Source organism: Noviherbaspirillum suwonense, from assembly GCF_900182955.1.
Lineage (GTDB): Bacteria > Pseudomonadota > Gammaproteobacteria > Burkholderiales > Burkholderiaceae_D > Noviherbaspirillum_A > Noviherbaspirillum_A suwonense.
Map to the genome: position 1 here is coordinate 21,556 of NZ_FXUL01000028.1, position 14,431 is coordinate 35,986.

General features: G+C 65.1%; 18 protein-coding genes. 13 read left to right on the forward strand and 5 right to left on the reverse strand.

The annotated features are described in order from the left end of the window. Window positions 1-2: 2 nt before the first annotated feature. From QOL82_RS25065 to ureG, 8 genes are all read left to right on the forward strand, one after another. Window positions 3-863 (forward strand): urease accessory protein UreD, encoded by an 861-nt coding sequence (locus QOL82_RS25065; RefSeq protein WP_283445050.1) that lies wholly within the window; start codon window positions 3-5, stop codon window positions 861-863. A gap of 34 nt (window positions 864-897) precedes the next feature. Beyond that, complete coding sequence (locus QOL82_RS25070) at window positions 898-1,200, forward strand: urease subunit gamma (RefSeq protein ID WP_283445051.1); 303 nt, start codon at window positions 898-900, stop codon at window positions 1,198-1,200. A 10-nt stretch (window positions 1,201-1,210) separates the two neighbouring features. Then, complete coding sequence (locus QOL82_RS25075) at window positions 1,211-1,519, forward strand: urease subunit beta (RefSeq protein WP_283445052.1); 309 nt, start codon at window positions 1,211-1,213, stop codon at window positions 1,517-1,519. After that, window positions 1,516-3,216 carry an urease subunit alpha gene (ureC, locus tag QOL82_RS25080; RefSeq protein WP_283445053.1) on the forward strand — a complete coding sequence of 567 codons (1,701 nt, stop codon included), beginning with the start codon at window positions 1,516-1,518 and terminating at the stop codon, window positions 3,214-3,216. Before QOL82_RS25075 ends, ureC begins: the two co-directional genes overlap by 4 nt. A 704-nt stretch (window positions 3,217-3,920) precedes the next feature. Further along, entirely contained in the window at window positions 3,921-4,298 is a 378-nt protein-coding gene (locus tag QOL82_RS25085) for a hypothetical protein (RefSeq protein WP_283445054.1), read from the forward strand. A 32-nt stretch (window positions 4,299-4,330) separates the two neighbouring features. Further along, the gene (gene ureE / locus QOL82_RS25090; protein ID WP_283445055.1) at window positions 4,331-4,846 is read left to right on the forward strand and encodes an urease accessory protein UreE; all 516 of its coding nucleotides are present in this window, start codon (window positions 4,331-4,333) and stop codon (window positions 4,844-4,846) included. 4 nt (window positions 4,847-4,850) lie between these two features. Beyond that, the gene (locus QOL82_RS25095; RefSeq protein ID WP_283445056.1) at window positions 4,851-5,531 is read left to right on the forward strand and encodes an urease accessory protein UreF; all 681 of its coding nucleotides are present in this window, start codon (window positions 4,851-4,853) and stop codon (window positions 5,529-5,531) included. 19 nt (window positions 5,532-5,550) lie between these two features. Further along, window positions 5,551-6,180, forward strand: coding sequence for an urease accessory protein UreG (gene ureG, locus QOL82_RS25100; protein ID WP_283445057.1), 630 nt, complete (start codon window positions 5,551-5,553; stop codon window positions 6,178-6,180). On the opposite strand, the gene QOL82_RS25105 is transcribed toward ureG, so the two are convergent. Both QOL82_RS25105 and QOL82_RS25110 read right to left on the reverse strand, forming a co-directional pair. Further along, window positions 6,181-6,978 (reverse strand): competence/damage-inducible protein A, encoded by a 798-nt coding sequence (locus tag QOL82_RS25105; protein WP_283445058.1) that lies wholly within the window; start codon window positions 6,976-6,978, stop codon window positions 6,181-6,183. 50 nt (window positions 6,979-7,028) lie between these two features. After that, window positions 7,029-7,859 (reverse strand): EI24 domain-containing protein, encoded by an 831-nt coding sequence (locus QOL82_RS25110; RefSeq protein WP_283445059.1) that lies wholly within the window; start codon window positions 7,857-7,859, stop codon window positions 7,029-7,031. Window positions 7,860-8,014: 155 nt separating this feature from the next. On the opposite strand from QOL82_RS25110, the gene QOL82_RS25115 reads away from it, so the two are divergent. The 3 genes from QOL82_RS25115 to QOL82_RS25125 are packed head-to-tail and all read left to right on the forward strand — an operon-like array spanning window position 8,015 to window position 9,528. Then, window positions 8,015-8,923 carry an alpha/beta hydrolase gene (locus QOL82_RS25115; RefSeq protein WP_283445060.1) on the forward strand — a complete coding sequence of 303 codons (909 nt, stop codon included), beginning with the start codon at window positions 8,015-8,017 and terminating at the stop codon, window positions 8,921-8,923. A gap of 60 nt (window positions 8,924-8,983) precedes the next feature. Next, window positions 8,984-9,340, forward strand: coding sequence for an FKBP-type peptidyl-prolyl cis-trans isomerase (locus QOL82_RS25120; RefSeq protein ID WP_283445061.1), 357 nt, complete (start codon window positions 8,984-8,986; stop codon window positions 9,338-9,340). A 2-nt stretch (window positions 9,341-9,342) separates the two neighbouring features. Next, window positions 9,343-9,528 carry a hypothetical protein gene (locus QOL82_RS25125; protein WP_283445062.1) on the forward strand — a complete coding sequence of 62 codons (186 nt, stop codon included), beginning with the start codon at window positions 9,343-9,345 and terminating at the stop codon, window positions 9,526-9,528. Window positions 9,529-9,621: 93 nt separating this feature from the next. Here QOL82_RS25125 and QOL82_RS25130 read toward each other — a convergent pair whose 3' ends face one another. The 3 genes from QOL82_RS25130 to QOL82_RS25140 are packed head-to-tail and all read right to left on the reverse strand — an operon-like array spanning window position 9,622 to window position 12,314. Continuing rightward, the gene (locus QOL82_RS25130; RefSeq protein WP_283445063.1) at window positions 9,622-9,900 is read right to left on the reverse strand and encodes a polyhydroxyalkanoic acid system family protein; all 279 of its coding nucleotides are present in this window, start codon (window positions 9,898-9,900) and stop codon (window positions 9,622-9,624) included. A gap of 2 nt (window positions 9,901-9,902) precedes the next feature. Beyond that, window positions 9,903-10,886, reverse strand: a complete 984-nt coding sequence (locus QOL82_RS25135) for a 2-hydroxyacid dehydrogenase (RefSeq protein ID WP_283445064.1) — start codon at window positions 10,884-10,886, stop codon at window positions 9,903-9,905. Window positions 10,887-10,898: 12 nt separating this feature from the next. Next, window positions 10,899-12,314: a sodium:proton antiporter gene (locus QOL82_RS25140; RefSeq protein WP_430438545.1), complete on the reverse strand. Its 1,416-nt coding sequence runs from the start codon at window positions 12,312-12,314 to the stop codon at window positions 10,899-10,901. Between the two features lie 257 nt (window positions 12,315-12,571). Here QOL82_RS25140 and fdxA point away from each other — a divergent pair, with 257 nt between their 5' ends. Together fdxA and QOL82_RS25150 are read left to right on the forward strand one after the other, a co-directional pair. Beyond that, a complete protein-coding gene (gene fdxA / locus QOL82_RS25145) occupies window positions 12,572-12,895 on the forward strand; it encodes a ferredoxin FdxA (protein WP_283445065.1) in 324 nt (107 codons plus the stop codon). Window positions 12,896-12,980: 85 nt separating this feature from the next. Continuing rightward, window positions 12,981-14,078, forward strand: a complete 1,098-nt coding sequence (locus QOL82_RS25150; RefSeq protein ID WP_283445066.1) for an NAD(P)/FAD-dependent oxidoreductase — start codon at window positions 12,981-12,983, stop codon at window positions 14,076-14,078. Window positions 14,079-14,431 lie beyond the last annotated feature (353 nt).

The following is a 14,431-nucleotide window of genomic DNA, read 5'->3' on the forward strand; positions in this document are numbered from 1 at the left end:
GCATGAGACTGCTGGAACATGCTCCCGCCAACGACACCGTCAAGGCCGCCCGCGACCACTGGCGCGCGACGCTGGCGCTGGGCTTCGCCGACGACCGCGGCACGACACGGCTGGTCGAGCGCAGCCACTTCGGCCCGCTGCGGGTGCAGAAGCCGCTCTATCCCGAGCAACCTTCGGTCTGCCATGCGATCGTGGTCCATCCGCCCGGCGGCGTGGTCGGCGGCGACCAGCTCGCCATCGGCGCGAACGTCGGCGCAAACGCGCATGCCTTCATCACCACGCCGGGCGCGGCCAAGTGGTACCGCGCCAACGGCCATGTCTCGCGGCAGGCGCTGAAGCTCGACATCGGCGCCGGCGCCGCCCTCGAATGGCTGCCGCAGGAGACCATCTTTTTCAATGGCGCCGACGTCCAGCTCGACACCGAGGTCAGCATGGATGCCGACGCCAGCTTCATCGCGGCCGACATCCTGTGCTTCGGCCGCACCGCGTCCGGCGAGTCCTTCGACCACGGCCGCGTCACGCAGCGCATGCAGGTCAGGCGCGGCGGCAGGCTGGTGTGGTTCGAACAAGGCGCGCTGCTCGGCGCCGGCGCCGGCATGACCGGCCCGCTCGGCCTGCATGGCCACACGGTCTGCGCCACGCTGCTGGCGGTAGGCCGCCCGGCCGGCGCCGCCTGCGTGCAGGCTTTGCGCGAGGAAGCCGGTCCGCAGTTTGGCGTGACGCAGATGAAGTCGGTGCTGGTCGCCCGCTATATCGGCGACTCCAGCCAGGAGGCGCGGCGGCTGATGCACCGCGCCTGGCGGCTGCTGCGGCCCGCCCTGCTGGACCGCGAGGCCGTGACGCCGCGCATATGGAACACATGAACCAATCCACTCCAGGAACAGGCAAGGAACATACATGGAACTGACCCCAAGGGAAAAAGACAAGCTGCTGATCTTCACCGCCGCGCTGCTGGCCGAGCGCCGCCGCGCGCGCGGCCTGAAGCTCAACTACCCGGAAGCGGTGGCGCTGATCAGCGCGGCGATCATGGAAGGCGCGCGCGACGGACGCACCGTGGCCGAGCTGATGTCCGAGGGCGCGAAGATCCTGAGCCGCGACGACGTGATGGACGGCATCCCAGAAATGATCCCCGACATCCAGGTCGAGGCCACCTTCCCCGACGGCACCAAGCTGGTGACCGTGCATCATCCCATCCCATAGGAGCAGTGCCGTGATTCCAGGTGAAATGCTGATCGAAGAAGGCGAGATCGAAATCAACGTGGGCCGCGCAGGCGCCACCGTCACGGTGGCCAACAGCGGCGACCGGCCGGTGCAGGTCGGCTCCCATTTCCACTTCTACGAGGTGAACCCGGCGCTGACGTTCGAGCGCGAGCAGGCCTACGGCATGCGGCTGGACATCGCCGCAGGCACCGCGGTGCGCTTCGAGCCGGGACAGGAACGCACGGTGCAGCTGGTGGCGCTTGCAGGCGAGCGCATCGTGTATGGCTTCAACGGCCGCGTGATGGGAAAGCTCAAATGACGACCATCACCCGCACGGCGTATGCCGAAATGTACGGCCCGACCACGGGCGACCGGATCCGCCTGGCCGACACCGGCCTTTTCATCGAGATCGAGAAGGATTACGCGATCTACGGCGAGGAAGTGAAGTTCGGCGGCGGCAAGGTGATCCGCGACGGCATGGGCCAGTCGCAGCGCGGCCATGCCGACGTGATGGACACCGTGATCACGAACGCGGTGATCCTCGACCACTGGGGCGTCGTCAAGGCCGACATCGGCCTGAAGGACGGCCGCATCGCCGGCATCGGCAAGGCCGGCAATCCGGACATACAGCCCGGCGTGACGATGGCCATCGGCGGCGCGACCGAGATCATCGCCGGCGAGGGCATGATCGTCACGGCCGGCGGCATCGACAGCCACATCCATTTCATCTGCCCGCAGCAGATCGAGGAAGCGCTGATGTCGGGCGTGACCACGATGCTGGGCGGCGGCACCGGCCCCGCCGTGGGCACCGCCGCCACCACCTGCACGCCGGGGCCATGGCACATCCACTCGATGCTGTCGGCCACCGACGCGTTCCCGATGAACATCGGCCTGTTCGGCAAGGGCAACGTCAGCCTGCCCGGCCCGCTCGAAGAGCAGGTCCGCGCCGGCGCCATCGGCCTGAAGCTGCACGAGGACTGGGGCACCACGCCGGCCGCCATCGACAACTGCCTGTCGGTCGCGGAGAACATGGACGTGCAGGTCGCCATCCACTCCGACACGCTGAACGAAGGCGGCTTCCTCGAACACACGCTGGCCGCCTTCAAGGACCGCACCATCCACACCTTCCACACCGAAGGCGCGGGCGGCGGCCATGCGCCGGACATCATCGCCGCCGTCGGCGAGTCCAACGTGCTGCCCTCCTCCACCAACCCGACCCGGCCGTACACGGTCAACACGCTGGACGAGCATCTCGACATGCTGATGGTCTGCCATCACCTGGACCCGGCAATCGCCGAGGACATTGCGTTCGCCGAGTCGCGCATCCGGCGCGAGACCATTGCGGCCGAGGACATCCTGCATGACATCGGCGCGATCTCGATGATGTCGTCGGACTCGCAGGCGATGGGCCGGGTCGGCGAAGTCATCATGCGCACCTGGCAGACCGCCGACAAGATGAAGTCGCAGCGCGGTTCGCTGGCCGAAGACAACGCCCGCAACGACAACTTCCGCGCCAGGCGCTACATCGCCAAGTACACGATCAACCCGGCGATCACGCACGGCATCTCGCACGTGGTCGGCTCGATCGAGCCGGGCAAGATCGCAGACCTGGTCTTGTGGAAACCGGCGTTCTTCGGCGTCAAGCCGTCGATGATCCTGAAGAGCGGCATGATCGCGGCGGCGCAGATGGGCGATCCGAATGCGTCGATACCGACGCCGCAGCCGGTGCATTTCCGTCACATGTTCGGGGCCTACGGGCGGGCGCTGAAGACGTCGATAACCTTTGTGTCGCAGGCGGCCTTCGATGCGGGCGTCGGGCAGATGCTGGGGCTGCAGAAGACCGTGGTCGCGGTGCGTGGGATGCGCGGGCTGCGGAAGCAGGACATGATCCTCAACGGGGCGACGCCGAAGATGGAGGTGGATCCGGAGACCTATGAGGTCCGTGCAAACGGGGAGTTGCTGGTGTGCGAGCCGGCGAAGGTGCTGCCGATGGCGCAACGGTATTTCCTTTTCTAGAATGGAGGATTGTTAACTGTGGCGGTTCGGATACCGCAGCGGTGGCTGTTATTGTCGTTCCGCGTAGCGACAGTTGCTGTTGCTGTTGCTGTTAGCCCGCGCAGCGACCGTTGTTGTTGACGTTCCGCGAAGCGACAGTTGCAGTTGCTTGTGAAGTGGCAGTTGCCGTTGAAGTGGCTGTTGCCGTTGCTTGTGAAGTGGCTGTTGCCGTTGTTTGTGAAGTGGCCGTTGCCGTTGTAGTGGGTCCCCGTTGATGACGCCACGTCGCTGGTGCCGAAATCGGATAAAGAAGCGTCCGCTGTCTGAGCGAAGCGAGTTTCGGACGCTTCCCGATTTCGGTGCCAGCGGCGTGGGCACCCCGCGCAGCGGGGCGGCATCTCCGGGGTCGCCTTCTCTTGCCTACTTCTCTTGGCGAAGCAAGAGAAGTAGGTCGGCTGCCGGGCCGAAACCCGGCTAGGTCGTCCGGCAGGCCAGCCGGTATTGCTTCACCCGCCAGCAGGCGTACCGTCGCGAAGCCGCTTTTGCAGTTTGCGACGGCTGCACGTTACGAGAACGCGCCACAACGCAAGGCGACAATGCTGCGTCTGCTGGCGGGTGAAACATTGAGGATTCACTGCCGTGGGGAGTAGCCGGGTGTTCGGCCCGGCAGCCGACCCGCTTTTTTGCTTCGCCAAAAAAGTGGGGCAAAAAAGGCGACCCCTACGATGGCGGTCCGCTACGCGGACTGCACGCGCCGCCAGCACCTGAAACGGGAAGCGTCCGAAACTCGCTTCGCTCAGACAGCGGACGCTTCTTTATCCGTTTCAGGCGCTGGCGACGCGTCGCCATCTAACGGGGATTCACTGCAACGGCAACGGCCACTTCAAAGGCAACTGCAACTGCAACTGCAACTGCAACTGCAACTGCAACTGCAACTGCAACTGCAACTGCAACTGCAACTGCAACTGCAACTGCAACTGCAACTGCAACTGCAACTGCAACTGCAACTGTCGCTGCGCGGGCTAACAGCAACAGCAACGGCAACTGTCGCTACGCGGAACGTCAACGTCAACTGTCGCTGCGCGGACAAAAAATATTACTGATCGATAAATCGAACCAACCTTTACTGTCAACCATGCTGACCCTACATACCCGCATCGACACCGCCGATCACACCGACGGTGAACTCATCCTCCCCTACGAACTCCGCGAGAAGAGCCGCCTGCGCGCCACCCTCACCTCCGGCGAGGAAGTCGCCGTCTTCACCGTCCGCGGCACCGTCCTGCGCCACGGCGACCTGCTCCGCGGCGACGACGGCCGCATCGTCCGCATCCGCGCCGCCACCGAAGCCACCTACCGCGTCGATTGCGCCAGCCCCCGCGACCTGCTGCGCTGCGCCTTCCACCTCGGCAACCGCCACACCCAAGCCCAGGTCGGCGACGGCTTCCTCCGCATCCGCCGCGACAGCGTGCTCAGGGACATGCTGCGCGGACTGGGCGCGACAGTGACCGAGGAAGACGCACCGTTCGAACCGGAATCCGGCGCATACGGCGGCGGCCACGGCCACCACGGCGACGATGGCGGCCACCATCCGCTCGCCCCGATTCCGCTGCGCCAGCGCATCCACCGCCCCGGCGACAAGGCGTCCTGACAAGATGAACGCCAGCGCCTTGCTGCACCTGCTGCAGTTCTCCAGCCCGTCCCTGCCCATCGGCGCCTACAGCTACTCGCAGGGGCTCGAGGCAGCGCTCGAATCCGGCTTGGTGCGGGACGAGGCCAGCGCGCGCGGATGGATCGTCGAGGCGCTGCACCAGGTCGTCGCACGCTTCGAAGGCCCGGTGCTGTGGCGGCTCCTGCAGGCATTCGACCGCGTCGACACGGACGCGGTGCAGCTCTGGACCGAACGCTTCCTGGCCGCGCGCGACACCGCCGAGTTCCGCGCCGAGACCGTGCAGATGGGCTACTCGCTGGGCAAGCTGCTGGCGGAGCTGAAGCTGCCGCGGCCCGAACTGCTGGCGCTGCTGCAGACCATGCCCGAGGTGCCCCTGCCCACCGCCCTCGCCTGCGCGGCGGTAGCGCTCGACGTGCCGCATGACGCGGCGCTGCTGGGCATGCTGTTCTCGTGGGCTGAAAACCAGGTGCTCGTCTGCGTGAAGTCCGTCCCGCTGGGACAGGTCGCAGGACAGCGCCTGCTGCTGTCGCTGCGGCCGGCGATCGAGGAAGCGGCGCACACCGCGCAGACGCTGGCTGACGATGAACTCTCCAACTGGTCGCCTGGACTGTCGCTGCTGTCGATGCGGCATGAAGTACAGTACAGCCGGCTCTACCGCTCATGAAACCAGACAAGGAAACACCATGACATCACCTTCCAATCCATTGCGCGTCGGCATAGGCGGCCCGGTCGGCTCCGGCAAGACCGCGCTCTGCGAAATGCTGTGCAAGAGCATGCGCGACCGCTATGAAATGGCGGTCATCACCAACGACATCTATACCAAGGAGGACATGGAGATCCTGATGCGGGCCGAAGCCCTGCCGGCCGAACGCCTGATGGGCGTGGAAACCGGCGGCTGCCCGCATACCGCGATCCGCGAGGACGCGTCGATCAACCTCGAGGCCATCGCCCGCATGAGCGCCGACTTCCCCGACCTCGACCTGATCCTGGTCGAGTCCGGCGGCGACAATCTGGCGGCCACGTTCAGCCCCGAACTGTCGGACCTGACCATCTACGTGATCGACGTCGCCGGCGGCGAAAAGATTCCGCGCAAGGGCGGCCCGGGCATCACCCGCTCGGACCTGCTGATCATCAACAAGACCGACCTGGCGCCGCATGTGGGCGCCAACCTGGACATCATGGCGCAGGACGCCAAGCGCATGCGCGGCGAGCGGCCTTTCCTGTTCACCAACCTGCGCAGCGGCGACGGCGTCGAACAGGTCGTGGCCTTCATCCGCAAGCAGGGCTTGCTGGACGCGGCCCGGCCAGCCTGATCAGACCGGCTTGTACTCGGCCCGGAAGCCGTCCAGGCCGAGCAGCAGCTGCTCGAAGGCCGGCGCCACCTGCGCCGGATCGCCCTTGACGCCCAGCTCGATATGCCGGCGGGTCTGCGCGTCGCCGACGCTGGGCAGGCTGAACACCTTCACCGACGGGAATGCGGCTTCCACCGCTTCCATCAGCGGCGTCAGCGTCGACTCCATCGACTCGTACACGTAGACCGACTTTTCCTGCCAGGCCACCTGGTGGAACAGGTGCGGGTACAGCGTGTCGAGCACCCATTCGACCATCGGGTGCGCCATCACCGGGAAACCTGGCACGAAATGGTGGCCGCCGGCGCCATGCCGGACCGAGAAGCCGGGGATCTTGTTGTAAGGATTGGGGATAATGTCCGCGCCTTGCGGGAACTCGCCCATCTTCAGCCGGTGCTGGTTTTCCGGCGCGTCCAGCCTCGGGTCCTGGCCGGACGCCGCCGCCATCTCGACGATGCGCTGCTCGATCAGGATCCTGGCTTCGGGATGCAGCGCCAGCGGCACGCCCATCGCCGCCGCCGCGCATTGCCGCGTGTGGTCGTCCGGCGTGGCGCCGATGCCGCCGAAGGAAAACACGATGTCGTCGCTGTCCATCGTGCGCTTGAGCGCCGCGGTGATGCGGGCCGGGTCATCGCCCAGGTATTCCGCCCAGCCTAGCTGCATGCCGCGCGCCGACAGCAGTTCGACCGCCTTTGAAAAATGCTTGTCGATGCGTTTGCCGGAAAGAATTTCGTCGCCGATGATGATCAGACCGATAGCCATTTTTGTGCCCGTGATGTGATTGTTGAGTGGTCAGGAAAGCCAGGCCCGCATTATCGCCCAGCCACGACTTCCGCGCGGCCGGCGGCCTGTTCCTGGCGCAGCCGGGCCAGCGCTTCCAGCGCGTAATGCTGGAACCAGAGGCCCGAGAACGTGAAGACCAGCACATAGAGCCAGATCGACACGCCGGCCAGCAGCGGGAACAGGATCACGGACAGCGCGCCGCCCAGCCACAGCAGGGTCGGCGCCGCGCCCATGGCCCCGGCCGCGATGCCGATCGCCATCAGCGGCCAGCGATGCGCGCGCAGCAGCGCGCGCCGTTCGGTGGCGCTGGCATGCTCGGACAGCGCGTCGTAGGCCATGACCCGGTAGGTCAGCCAGCCCCATAGCGCCGGCTGGACCACGAAGGCCAGGAGCGGCACGGCGTTGAGCGGCAGCGTCACCAGCCAGAGCGCCGCGAAGACGGCGAACGCGCCCAGCGATGTCGACAGGCTCCCGGCCAGCGAACCGCCGCGCAGGCGGGCAAGCTGCGGAAAATGGCGGCTCGACACATGATTGACGATGGCCGGCATCGCGATCAGGCCGACGAACACCAGCGCGGTGACCACCATCAGCGGCAGCAAAAGCCACATCGCCACCAGCGGCACCAGCACGGTCTTGATCGCGCCAAGGCCGAACCAGCCCAGCACCGACGCCGCTGACTGGAACAGGTTGTTGTCGACGAAGTAGCCATGCAGCCAGTCGATCATGGGCTGCAGTCCCAGCCACAGCACCACGCCCCACAGCAGCAGCGACAGCACGAAGGGCAGTACGGTCAGCATCAGCATCCGGAAGTGCAGCTGGGACAGCAGCGCCCGGCCGAAGGAGGTCATGACGAGTTGCATGGTTCTGGCTGCAGGCAGCGGGGAACGGAAGGGACGATCATTCTAACCGCTGCCCGCGGCCTGACCCGCGGAACGATTTCCGGCGCGCCGGGTCTGAATTCATGCCTGCCCGCCGCAGGCATGACCGAACTGCCCTTCCTTCCGACGACACCAGCATGCTCCTCTCGCAAGTATCCACTCGGCGCATTGCGCACTGGCTGCGCCAGCGCCTGCGCCTGTTCCTCGTCGCGCTGCTGTCGCTGCCGCTGTTCTTCGCCGGCTGCAGCCAGCTGGTGCAGAAGGAGCGCGAACTGCTGTTTCGCGTCGTGCCAGGCGAAGCCAGCTGGTATGACGGCATGCCGGACGGCGTGGTCGAGGCCAGCCTGCCGGTGCGGGCCGGCAAGGCGACCCAGCATGTCAATTCCTGGTGGTGGCCGGCGGACGACCCGAAGGCGCCGGCCGTGCTCTACCTGCACGGCGCGCGCTGGAACCTGACCGGCCAGCTGTTCCGGATCCAGCAGCTGCATGATTTCGGCTTCTCGGTGCTGGCCATCGACTACCGCGGCTTCGGCAAGAGCGACGGCGACCTGCCGTCCGAAGAGACCGTGTATGAGGATGCCCGGGTCGCATGGCAGGCGCTGGCCCAGCGCCAGCCCGACCCGAAGCGGCGTTTCATCTACGGCCATTCGCTGGGCGGAGCGATCGCGATCGACCTGGCGTCGCACCTCGACCGCAGCGGCGCGGCGCAGGCGCGCGGCCTGATCGTCGAGTCGTCGTTCACCACGCTGGCCGACATCGCCAAGTCGCTCAGCACGCCGTGGCTGCCGCTGCAGCTGATCCTGTCGCAGAAGTTCGACGCGGTCGACAAGATAGCCCAGGTCGGCATGCCGGTGCTGATCGTGCACGGCACCGACGACCGCTACGTGCCGTCGCGTTTCAGCGAGCGCCTGTTCGAGGCGGCGCCGGGGCGCAAGAAACTGCTGCTGATCGAGGGCGGCACCCACAACAACAGCATGCGCATCGGCGCCTCCGCCTACCGTCGGGCGTTCGCGGAACTGTTCGGCCTCAATCCCCGGCCAGCCTAGTGCGCATAGCCTGCTACAATCCCGCATCCCCTTTCACCCCTAGATTGCGAAGGTTCAACCATGTCCACAGTGATGACAGCTTCCGGGCTGCAGTATGAAGATACACAGGTCGGCACCGGCGAAGAAGCCAAGGCCGGCCAGCATGTGACGGTGCATTACACCGGCTGGCTGCAAAACCCCGACGGCAGCGCCGGCAAGAAGTTCGACTCCAGCAAGGACCGCAACGACCCGTTCCAGTTTCCGCTGGGCGCCGGCAATGTGATCCAGGGCTGGGACCAGGGCGTGCAGGGCATGAAGGTCGGCGGCGTGCGCAAGCTGATCATCCCGTCGGCGCTGGGCTACGGCGCGCGCGGCGCGGGCGGCGTGATCCCGCCGAATGCAACGCTGATCTTCGAAGTCGAGCTGCTGGGCGTCTGAGCGTGCTGCGCGTTCTTGCCGTCGTGGCGGCCGCAGCCACCCTGCTCTCGTCCTGCAGCGTGATCTCGACCACCGCATCGGTCGGCGCCGCCGCGGTGTCGGTGGCGGGCACCGCGGTCAATGTCGGCATCGGCGTCGGCAGCGCCGCGGTCAGCGCGGTCGGGACGGTGGCCGGCGCGGCGTTCTAGCACGGTTTCACCGCATGGCCATGGCGCCGGCATCCGCGAGGATGCCGGCGCTTTTCATTCGAATGCCGGGATCAGGCTGCAATGAGGCCAAAATCAGGCGCCGAACACCTTCTGCATCTTGCGCGCGAGCTTGTCCTGCACCATCGGCGCAAATGCCTTCATCATCAGGCCGAGCCTGATTTCCAGCCTGGCGTCGCGCTCGCCGACGACCAGCGTGCCGTCCACGCCGCTGCGCTCGAAGCGCAGCACCGGGCCGTCCCATGCGCATTCCATGCCGAAGTCGGCGGCCATCTTGTCGGCCACCTGCTGCGCCGCGGCGCGGGCTGCGTCCGGCGTCATGTTGTGCGGCTGGGTGATATCGATATCCGCCATGCTCAGGCCCCCGCCCGGACTGCCGGGTTCAGCAGGTTGGGCGGCTCCTGCTGCGTCAGCGCCGCGATCAGGTTGTCGGCGGCGCAATTGGCCATCGCCAGCCGGGTCGCAATCGATGCGCTGGCGATATGCGGGGTCAGCACCACGTTGGACAGCGACAGGAAGTCGGGGTTGAAGGCCGGCTCGTTTTCATAGACATCCAGCCCGGCCCCGGCAATGCGCCGCTCCCGCAGCGCCCGGATCAGCGCGGCGTCGTCGACGATGCCGCCGCGCGCGATATTGACCAGGATCGCGGTCGGCTTCATCAATGCGATCTCGGCCTCGCCTATCGTGTGATGCAGCGCCGGGCTGTACGGCATCACCAGCACGACATGGTCTGCCTGCCGCAGCAGTTCCTCGCGGCCGACGTAGCGGGCATTGTTGGCGCCGGCTTCCAGTTCGGGGGCCAGGCGCGAGCGATTGTGATAGATCACCTGCATGCCGAAGCCGGTCGAACGCCTGGCAATCGCCTGGCCGATGCGGCCCATGCCGATGACGCCCAGCGTCGAGCCGTGCAGGTCGGCGCCGACGAAGCTGTCGTAGCGCCACTTCTGCCACTGGCCGGCGCGCAGCCAGTGCTCGGACTCGGTGATGCGGCGGGCCGCCGCCATCAGCAGCGCCCAGCCGAAGTCGGCGGTGGTTTCATTGAGCACGTCGGGCGTGTTGGTGACCATCACGCCGGCGCCGGTGGCGGCATCGACGTCGATATTGTTGTAGCCCACCGCCATGTTGGCGACCGCCTTCAGGCGCGGGCAGGCGGCGAGCAGCTGCGGGTCCACCCGCTCGCTCATGGTGGCGAACAGGCCGTCCTTGTCCTTCAGCCGCTCGCGCAGCTGGGCCGGGCTGAAGGCGTCGTCGTTCGGATTGTCCTCGACGTCGAAGTGCTGGCGCAGGCGTTCGATCACTTCGGGAAAGATGGCGCGCGCCACGAGTATGCTGGGCTTCATGATGGATAATTTTCAGCGAAAGAAGATGAATGTCATCAGGATGAACAAGGGTACGAGGATAGCGCCCGACCATGCCATGTAACCGAAGAAGGACGGCATGCGGATGCCGCGTTCCTCGGCGATTGCCTTGACCATCATGTTGGGCGCATTGCCAATATAACTGTTTGCGCCCATGAACACAGCACCGCAGGAAATCGCGGCAAGCGTGGTCGCCAGCGTGGTCATCAGCTGCTGCGCGTCGCCGCCGGCGGTGTTGAAGAACACCAGGTAGGTCGGCGCATTGTCGAGGAAGGACGACAGCAGGCCGGTCGCCCAGAAATACATCGCGTCGACAGGCTGGCCGGACGGGCTGGTCACCGCGCGCACCACCGCGCCGAATGCGCCGGCCTCGCCGGCCCGCAACATCGCGATGACCGGGATGATGGTGATGAAGATGCCGGCGAACAGCTTGCCCACTTCGAGTATCGGCCCCCATGAGAAATCATTGCCGGCGCGCGCCGACGCCGGCGTGATCTTCAGCGACAGCCCGATCACGACCAGCAGCAGGAGGTCGCGCAGCAGGTTCTGCAGCTCCACGGGCGTGCCCATCACGTCGAACGCAATGCCCGGCTTCCAGAAGCCGCTCATCAGCACCAGGCCGACGACCGCCGCCAGCAGCGCGAAATTGGCCTTGCCCTCGAACCAGATGCGGCTGTCGGGCGTCGGGTCGACCGGCAGGATCTCTTCGCGCCGGTGATAGTAATAGCTGTCGAGCCCATAAAAAATCAGCAGCAGCGCGGTGCAAAGGAACAGGGTCTCGGGGAAAATATGGCGCACGGTCCAGAAGAAGTCGACGCCCTTCAGGAAGCCGAGGAACAGCGGCGGGTCGCCCAGCGGCGTCAGCGAGCCGCCCGCATTGGCGACCAGGAAAATGAAGAAGACCACGATATGCGCAGCATGCTTGCGGTTGTCGTTGGCGCGGATCATTGGCCTGATCATCAGCATGGCCGCGCCGGTGGTGCCCATGAAGCTCGCCAGCACCGTGCCGATCGCCAGGATGCCGGTGTTGAGCGCCGGCGTGCCATGCAGGTTGCCGCGCACGCAGATGCCGCCCGCCACCACGAACAGCGCAGTGATCAGGATGATGAAGGGGATGAACTCCGCCAGGAACGCATGCACCGCGCCGGAGGCGGCGACCGGCAGGCCGAAAAACAGCGCGCACGGGACCAGGAAAGCGAGGCTCCAGGCCGCCGCGGCCTTGCCGTAGTGATGGTGCCAGAACTGCGGCGTGAGCAGCGGGCACAGCGCAATCGACAGCAGCAGCCCGGCGAACGGTATGCCCCACCAGGCCGACAGGCCTTCGCCCGCGAGTTCCGCAGCCGTGGCCAGTCCAGGCGCGAGGATGGCCAACAGCGCGGCGCCGGCCCGTATTTTTATTTGCACTGCCATCTCCCTGTCTAAGAAAAGCGCCGCCATTCTATCGTGTAAAGAGCGGATCGCCGCACTCTCCCGCGGCCCGCAGCCGGCGTACCGCGCAACGCCGGACGAATTTGCTTATGCCTATTTCGTCTAACCCTGGTTTGTGATAAAGGCGCATTTGTCTTAAAATACAAGGCTTTTTCACCGGTCATGCCAGGTTGCACCGCCGTCCTTGCCACCTTCCACGCATGCCCAGCACGCCCCGATTTTTTACAGATAGGACTGTTATGACCCACGTTGTGACCGAATCCTGCATCCGCTGCCGTTACACGGACTGCGTCGATGTATGCCCGGTAGACTGCTTCCGCGAAGGCCCGAATTTCCTCGCGATCGACCCGGATGAATGCATCGACTGCGCTGTCTGCGTCGCCGAATGCCCGGTCAATGCGATCTACGCCGAGGAAGATGTCCCGGCGGACCAGCAGCAATTCATCAAGCTCAATGTCGAGCTGTCGCGCAAGTGGCCGTCCATCACCAAGACCAAGGCCGCGCTGCCTGAAGCCGAGGAGTTCAAGGACGTGGCTGACAAGCTGAAGTACCTGGAGCAGTAAGCTGCCGCTGCGTCCGCTGCAGGCCGCAGCCCGCCCGTCCGCCTCCCCTACTCTATATAGACAAGAAACAGGAACCTGATTTCGTATGGAAAACACCGCTGCCCCAACCGTCCCCGGCGCCGCTGCCGCGCAAGGCGGAACGCGCGAACCTATCGTTGCCGATGCCGTCATCATCGGCGCCGGCCCGGTCGGCCTGTTCCAGGTATTCGAGCTCGGCCTTCTCGAGATCAAGGCCCACGTCATCGATTCGCTGGCGGAAGTCGGCGGCCAGTGCGTCGAGCTCTACCCGGACAAGCCGATTTACGACATCCCGGCCGTGCCTGTCTGCACCGGCCAGGAACTGACCGACAACCTGCTCAAGCAGATCGAGCCGTTCGACCCGACGTTCCACCTGGGCCAGGAAGTCACCGTGGTGGAACGCCGCGACGACCAGCGCTTCAACGTGGAAACCACGGCCGGCACCCGGTTCATCACCAAGACCATCTTCATCGCGGCCGGCGTCGGCTCGTTCCAGCCGCGCACGCTGAAGGTCGACGGCATCGAGCAGTTCGAGGGTTCGCAGCTGAACTACCGCGTCAAGGACCCGGCGAAGTTTGCCGGCAAGAACCTGGTGATCTGCGGCGGCGGCGACTCCGCGCTGGACTGGGCGCTGAACCTGGCCGGCACGGCCGAATCGGTGGTGCTGCTGCATCGCCGCGACGAGTTCCGCGCTGCGCCGGCATCGGTCGCGAAAATGAAAGACATGTGCGACAAGTATGAGATGCAATTGCTGATCGGCCAGGTTACCGGCTACGAAAGCGAAGGCGACACGCTCTCGGGCATCAAGGTGACCGGCGCCGACGGCGTCACCCGCCGCCTGCCGCTCGATCACCTGCTGGTGTTCTTCGGCCTCTCGCCCAAGCTCGGGCCCATCGCCGAGTGGGGCCTGGACATCGAGCGCAAGCAGCTGAAGGTTGGCACCGAGCGCTTCGAAACCAACGTCCCCGGCATTTTCGCGGTCGGCGACATCAACACCTACCCGGGCAAGAAGAAGCTGATCCTTTCCGGTTTCCACGAGGCAGCACTTGCCGCATTCGCGGCAGCGCCCTATATCTTCCCGGACAAGAAGATCCACATGCAGTACACGACGACATCGCCGAAACTGCACAAGATCCTTGGCGTGGAGACACCCGTCTTCGACTAAAAAGCCGGTTTTCGGGCCTGGAATCATTGAACACCCTTTGCAGAAATGCAAAGGGTGTTTTGTTTTTACGACAGCGAATTAACAGGTTTGTAGTTACTCAACTGTCATCGCGATAATCGTAATAGCGTTGTTCCAATGCTCATCGCAACAACGCATGGTGTGGAAATTTGCGAACGGACGTGCGGCAACGAACCTAAGGAATCCTAATATGTTGGTTAGGATTAACGCAGGGTAGTGAAATTCGATAACAAAAATTGCGCTTTGGTTACAGATTTACCAATGCAAAGCGGCTAGCCCAGCGCCATATTGCAGGTAGGAGAAATATATTACATGCCTGCGACATTTTGGTTATG

What these genes read in the sequence shown, in the direction of transcription:
- fdxA (WP_283445065.1), top strand. Translation starts at nt 12,572, where the DNA reads ATGACCCACGTTGTGACCGAATCCTGCATCCGCTGCCGTTACACGGAC.
- QOL82_RS25115 (WP_283445060.1), top strand. Translation starts at nt 8,015, where the DNA reads ATGCTCCTCTCGCAAGTATCCACTCGGCGCATTGCGCACTGGCTGCGC.
- QOL82_RS25110 (WP_283445059.1), bottom strand. Translation starts at nt 7,859, where the DNA reads ATGCAACTCGTCATGACCTCCTTCGGCCGGGCGCTGCTGTCCCAGCTG.
- QOL82_RS25070 (WP_283445051.1), top strand. Translation starts at nt 898, where the DNA reads ATGGAACTGACCCCAAGGGAAAAAGACAAGCTGCTGATCTTCACCGCC.
- QOL82_RS25085 (WP_283445054.1), top strand. Translation starts at nt 3,921, where the DNA reads ATGGCGGTCCGCTACGCGGACTGCACGCGCCGCCAGCACCTGAAACGG.
- QOL82_RS25065 (WP_283445050.1), top strand. Translation starts at nt 3, where the DNA reads ATGAGACTGCTGGAACATGCTCCCGCCAACGACACCGTCAAGGCCGCC.
- ureG (WP_283445057.1), top strand. Translation starts at nt 5,551, where the DNA reads ATGACATCACCTTCCAATCCATTGCGCGTCGGCATAGGCGGCCCGGTC.
- QOL82_RS25105 (WP_283445058.1), bottom strand. Translation starts at nt 6,978, where the DNA reads ATGGCTATCGGTCTGATCATCATCGGCGACGAAATTCTTTCCGGCAAA.
- QOL82_RS25095 (WP_283445056.1), top strand. Translation starts at nt 4,851, where the DNA reads ATGAACGCCAGCGCCTTGCTGCACCTGCTGCAGTTCTCCAGCCCGTCC.
- QOL82_RS25150 (WP_283445066.1), top strand. Translation starts at nt 12,981, where the DNA reads ATGGAAAACACCGCTGCCCCAACCGTCCCCGGCGCCGCTGCCGCGCAA.
- QOL82_RS25130 (WP_283445063.1), bottom strand. Translation starts at nt 9,900, where the DNA reads ATGGCGGATATCGATATCACCCAGCCGCACAACATGACGCCGGACGCA.
- ureE (WP_283445055.1), top strand. Translation starts at nt 4,331, where the DNA reads ATGCTGACCCTACATACCCGCATCGACACCGCCGATCACACCGACGGT.
- ureC (WP_283445053.1), top strand. Translation starts at nt 1,516, where the DNA reads ATGACGACCATCACCCGCACGGCGTATGCCGAAATGTACGGCCCGACC.
- QOL82_RS25140 (WP_430438545.1), bottom strand. Translation starts at nt 12,314, where the DNA reads ATGGCAGTGCAAATAAAAATACGGGCCGGCGCCGCGCTGTTGGCCATC.
- QOL82_RS25135 (WP_283445064.1), bottom strand. Translation starts at nt 10,886, where the DNA reads ATGAAGCCCAGCATACTCGTGGCGCGCGCCATCTTTCCCGAAGTGATC.
- QOL82_RS25120 (WP_283445061.1), top strand. Translation starts at nt 8,984, where the DNA reads ATGTCCACAGTGATGACAGCTTCCGGGCTGCAGTATGAAGATACACAG.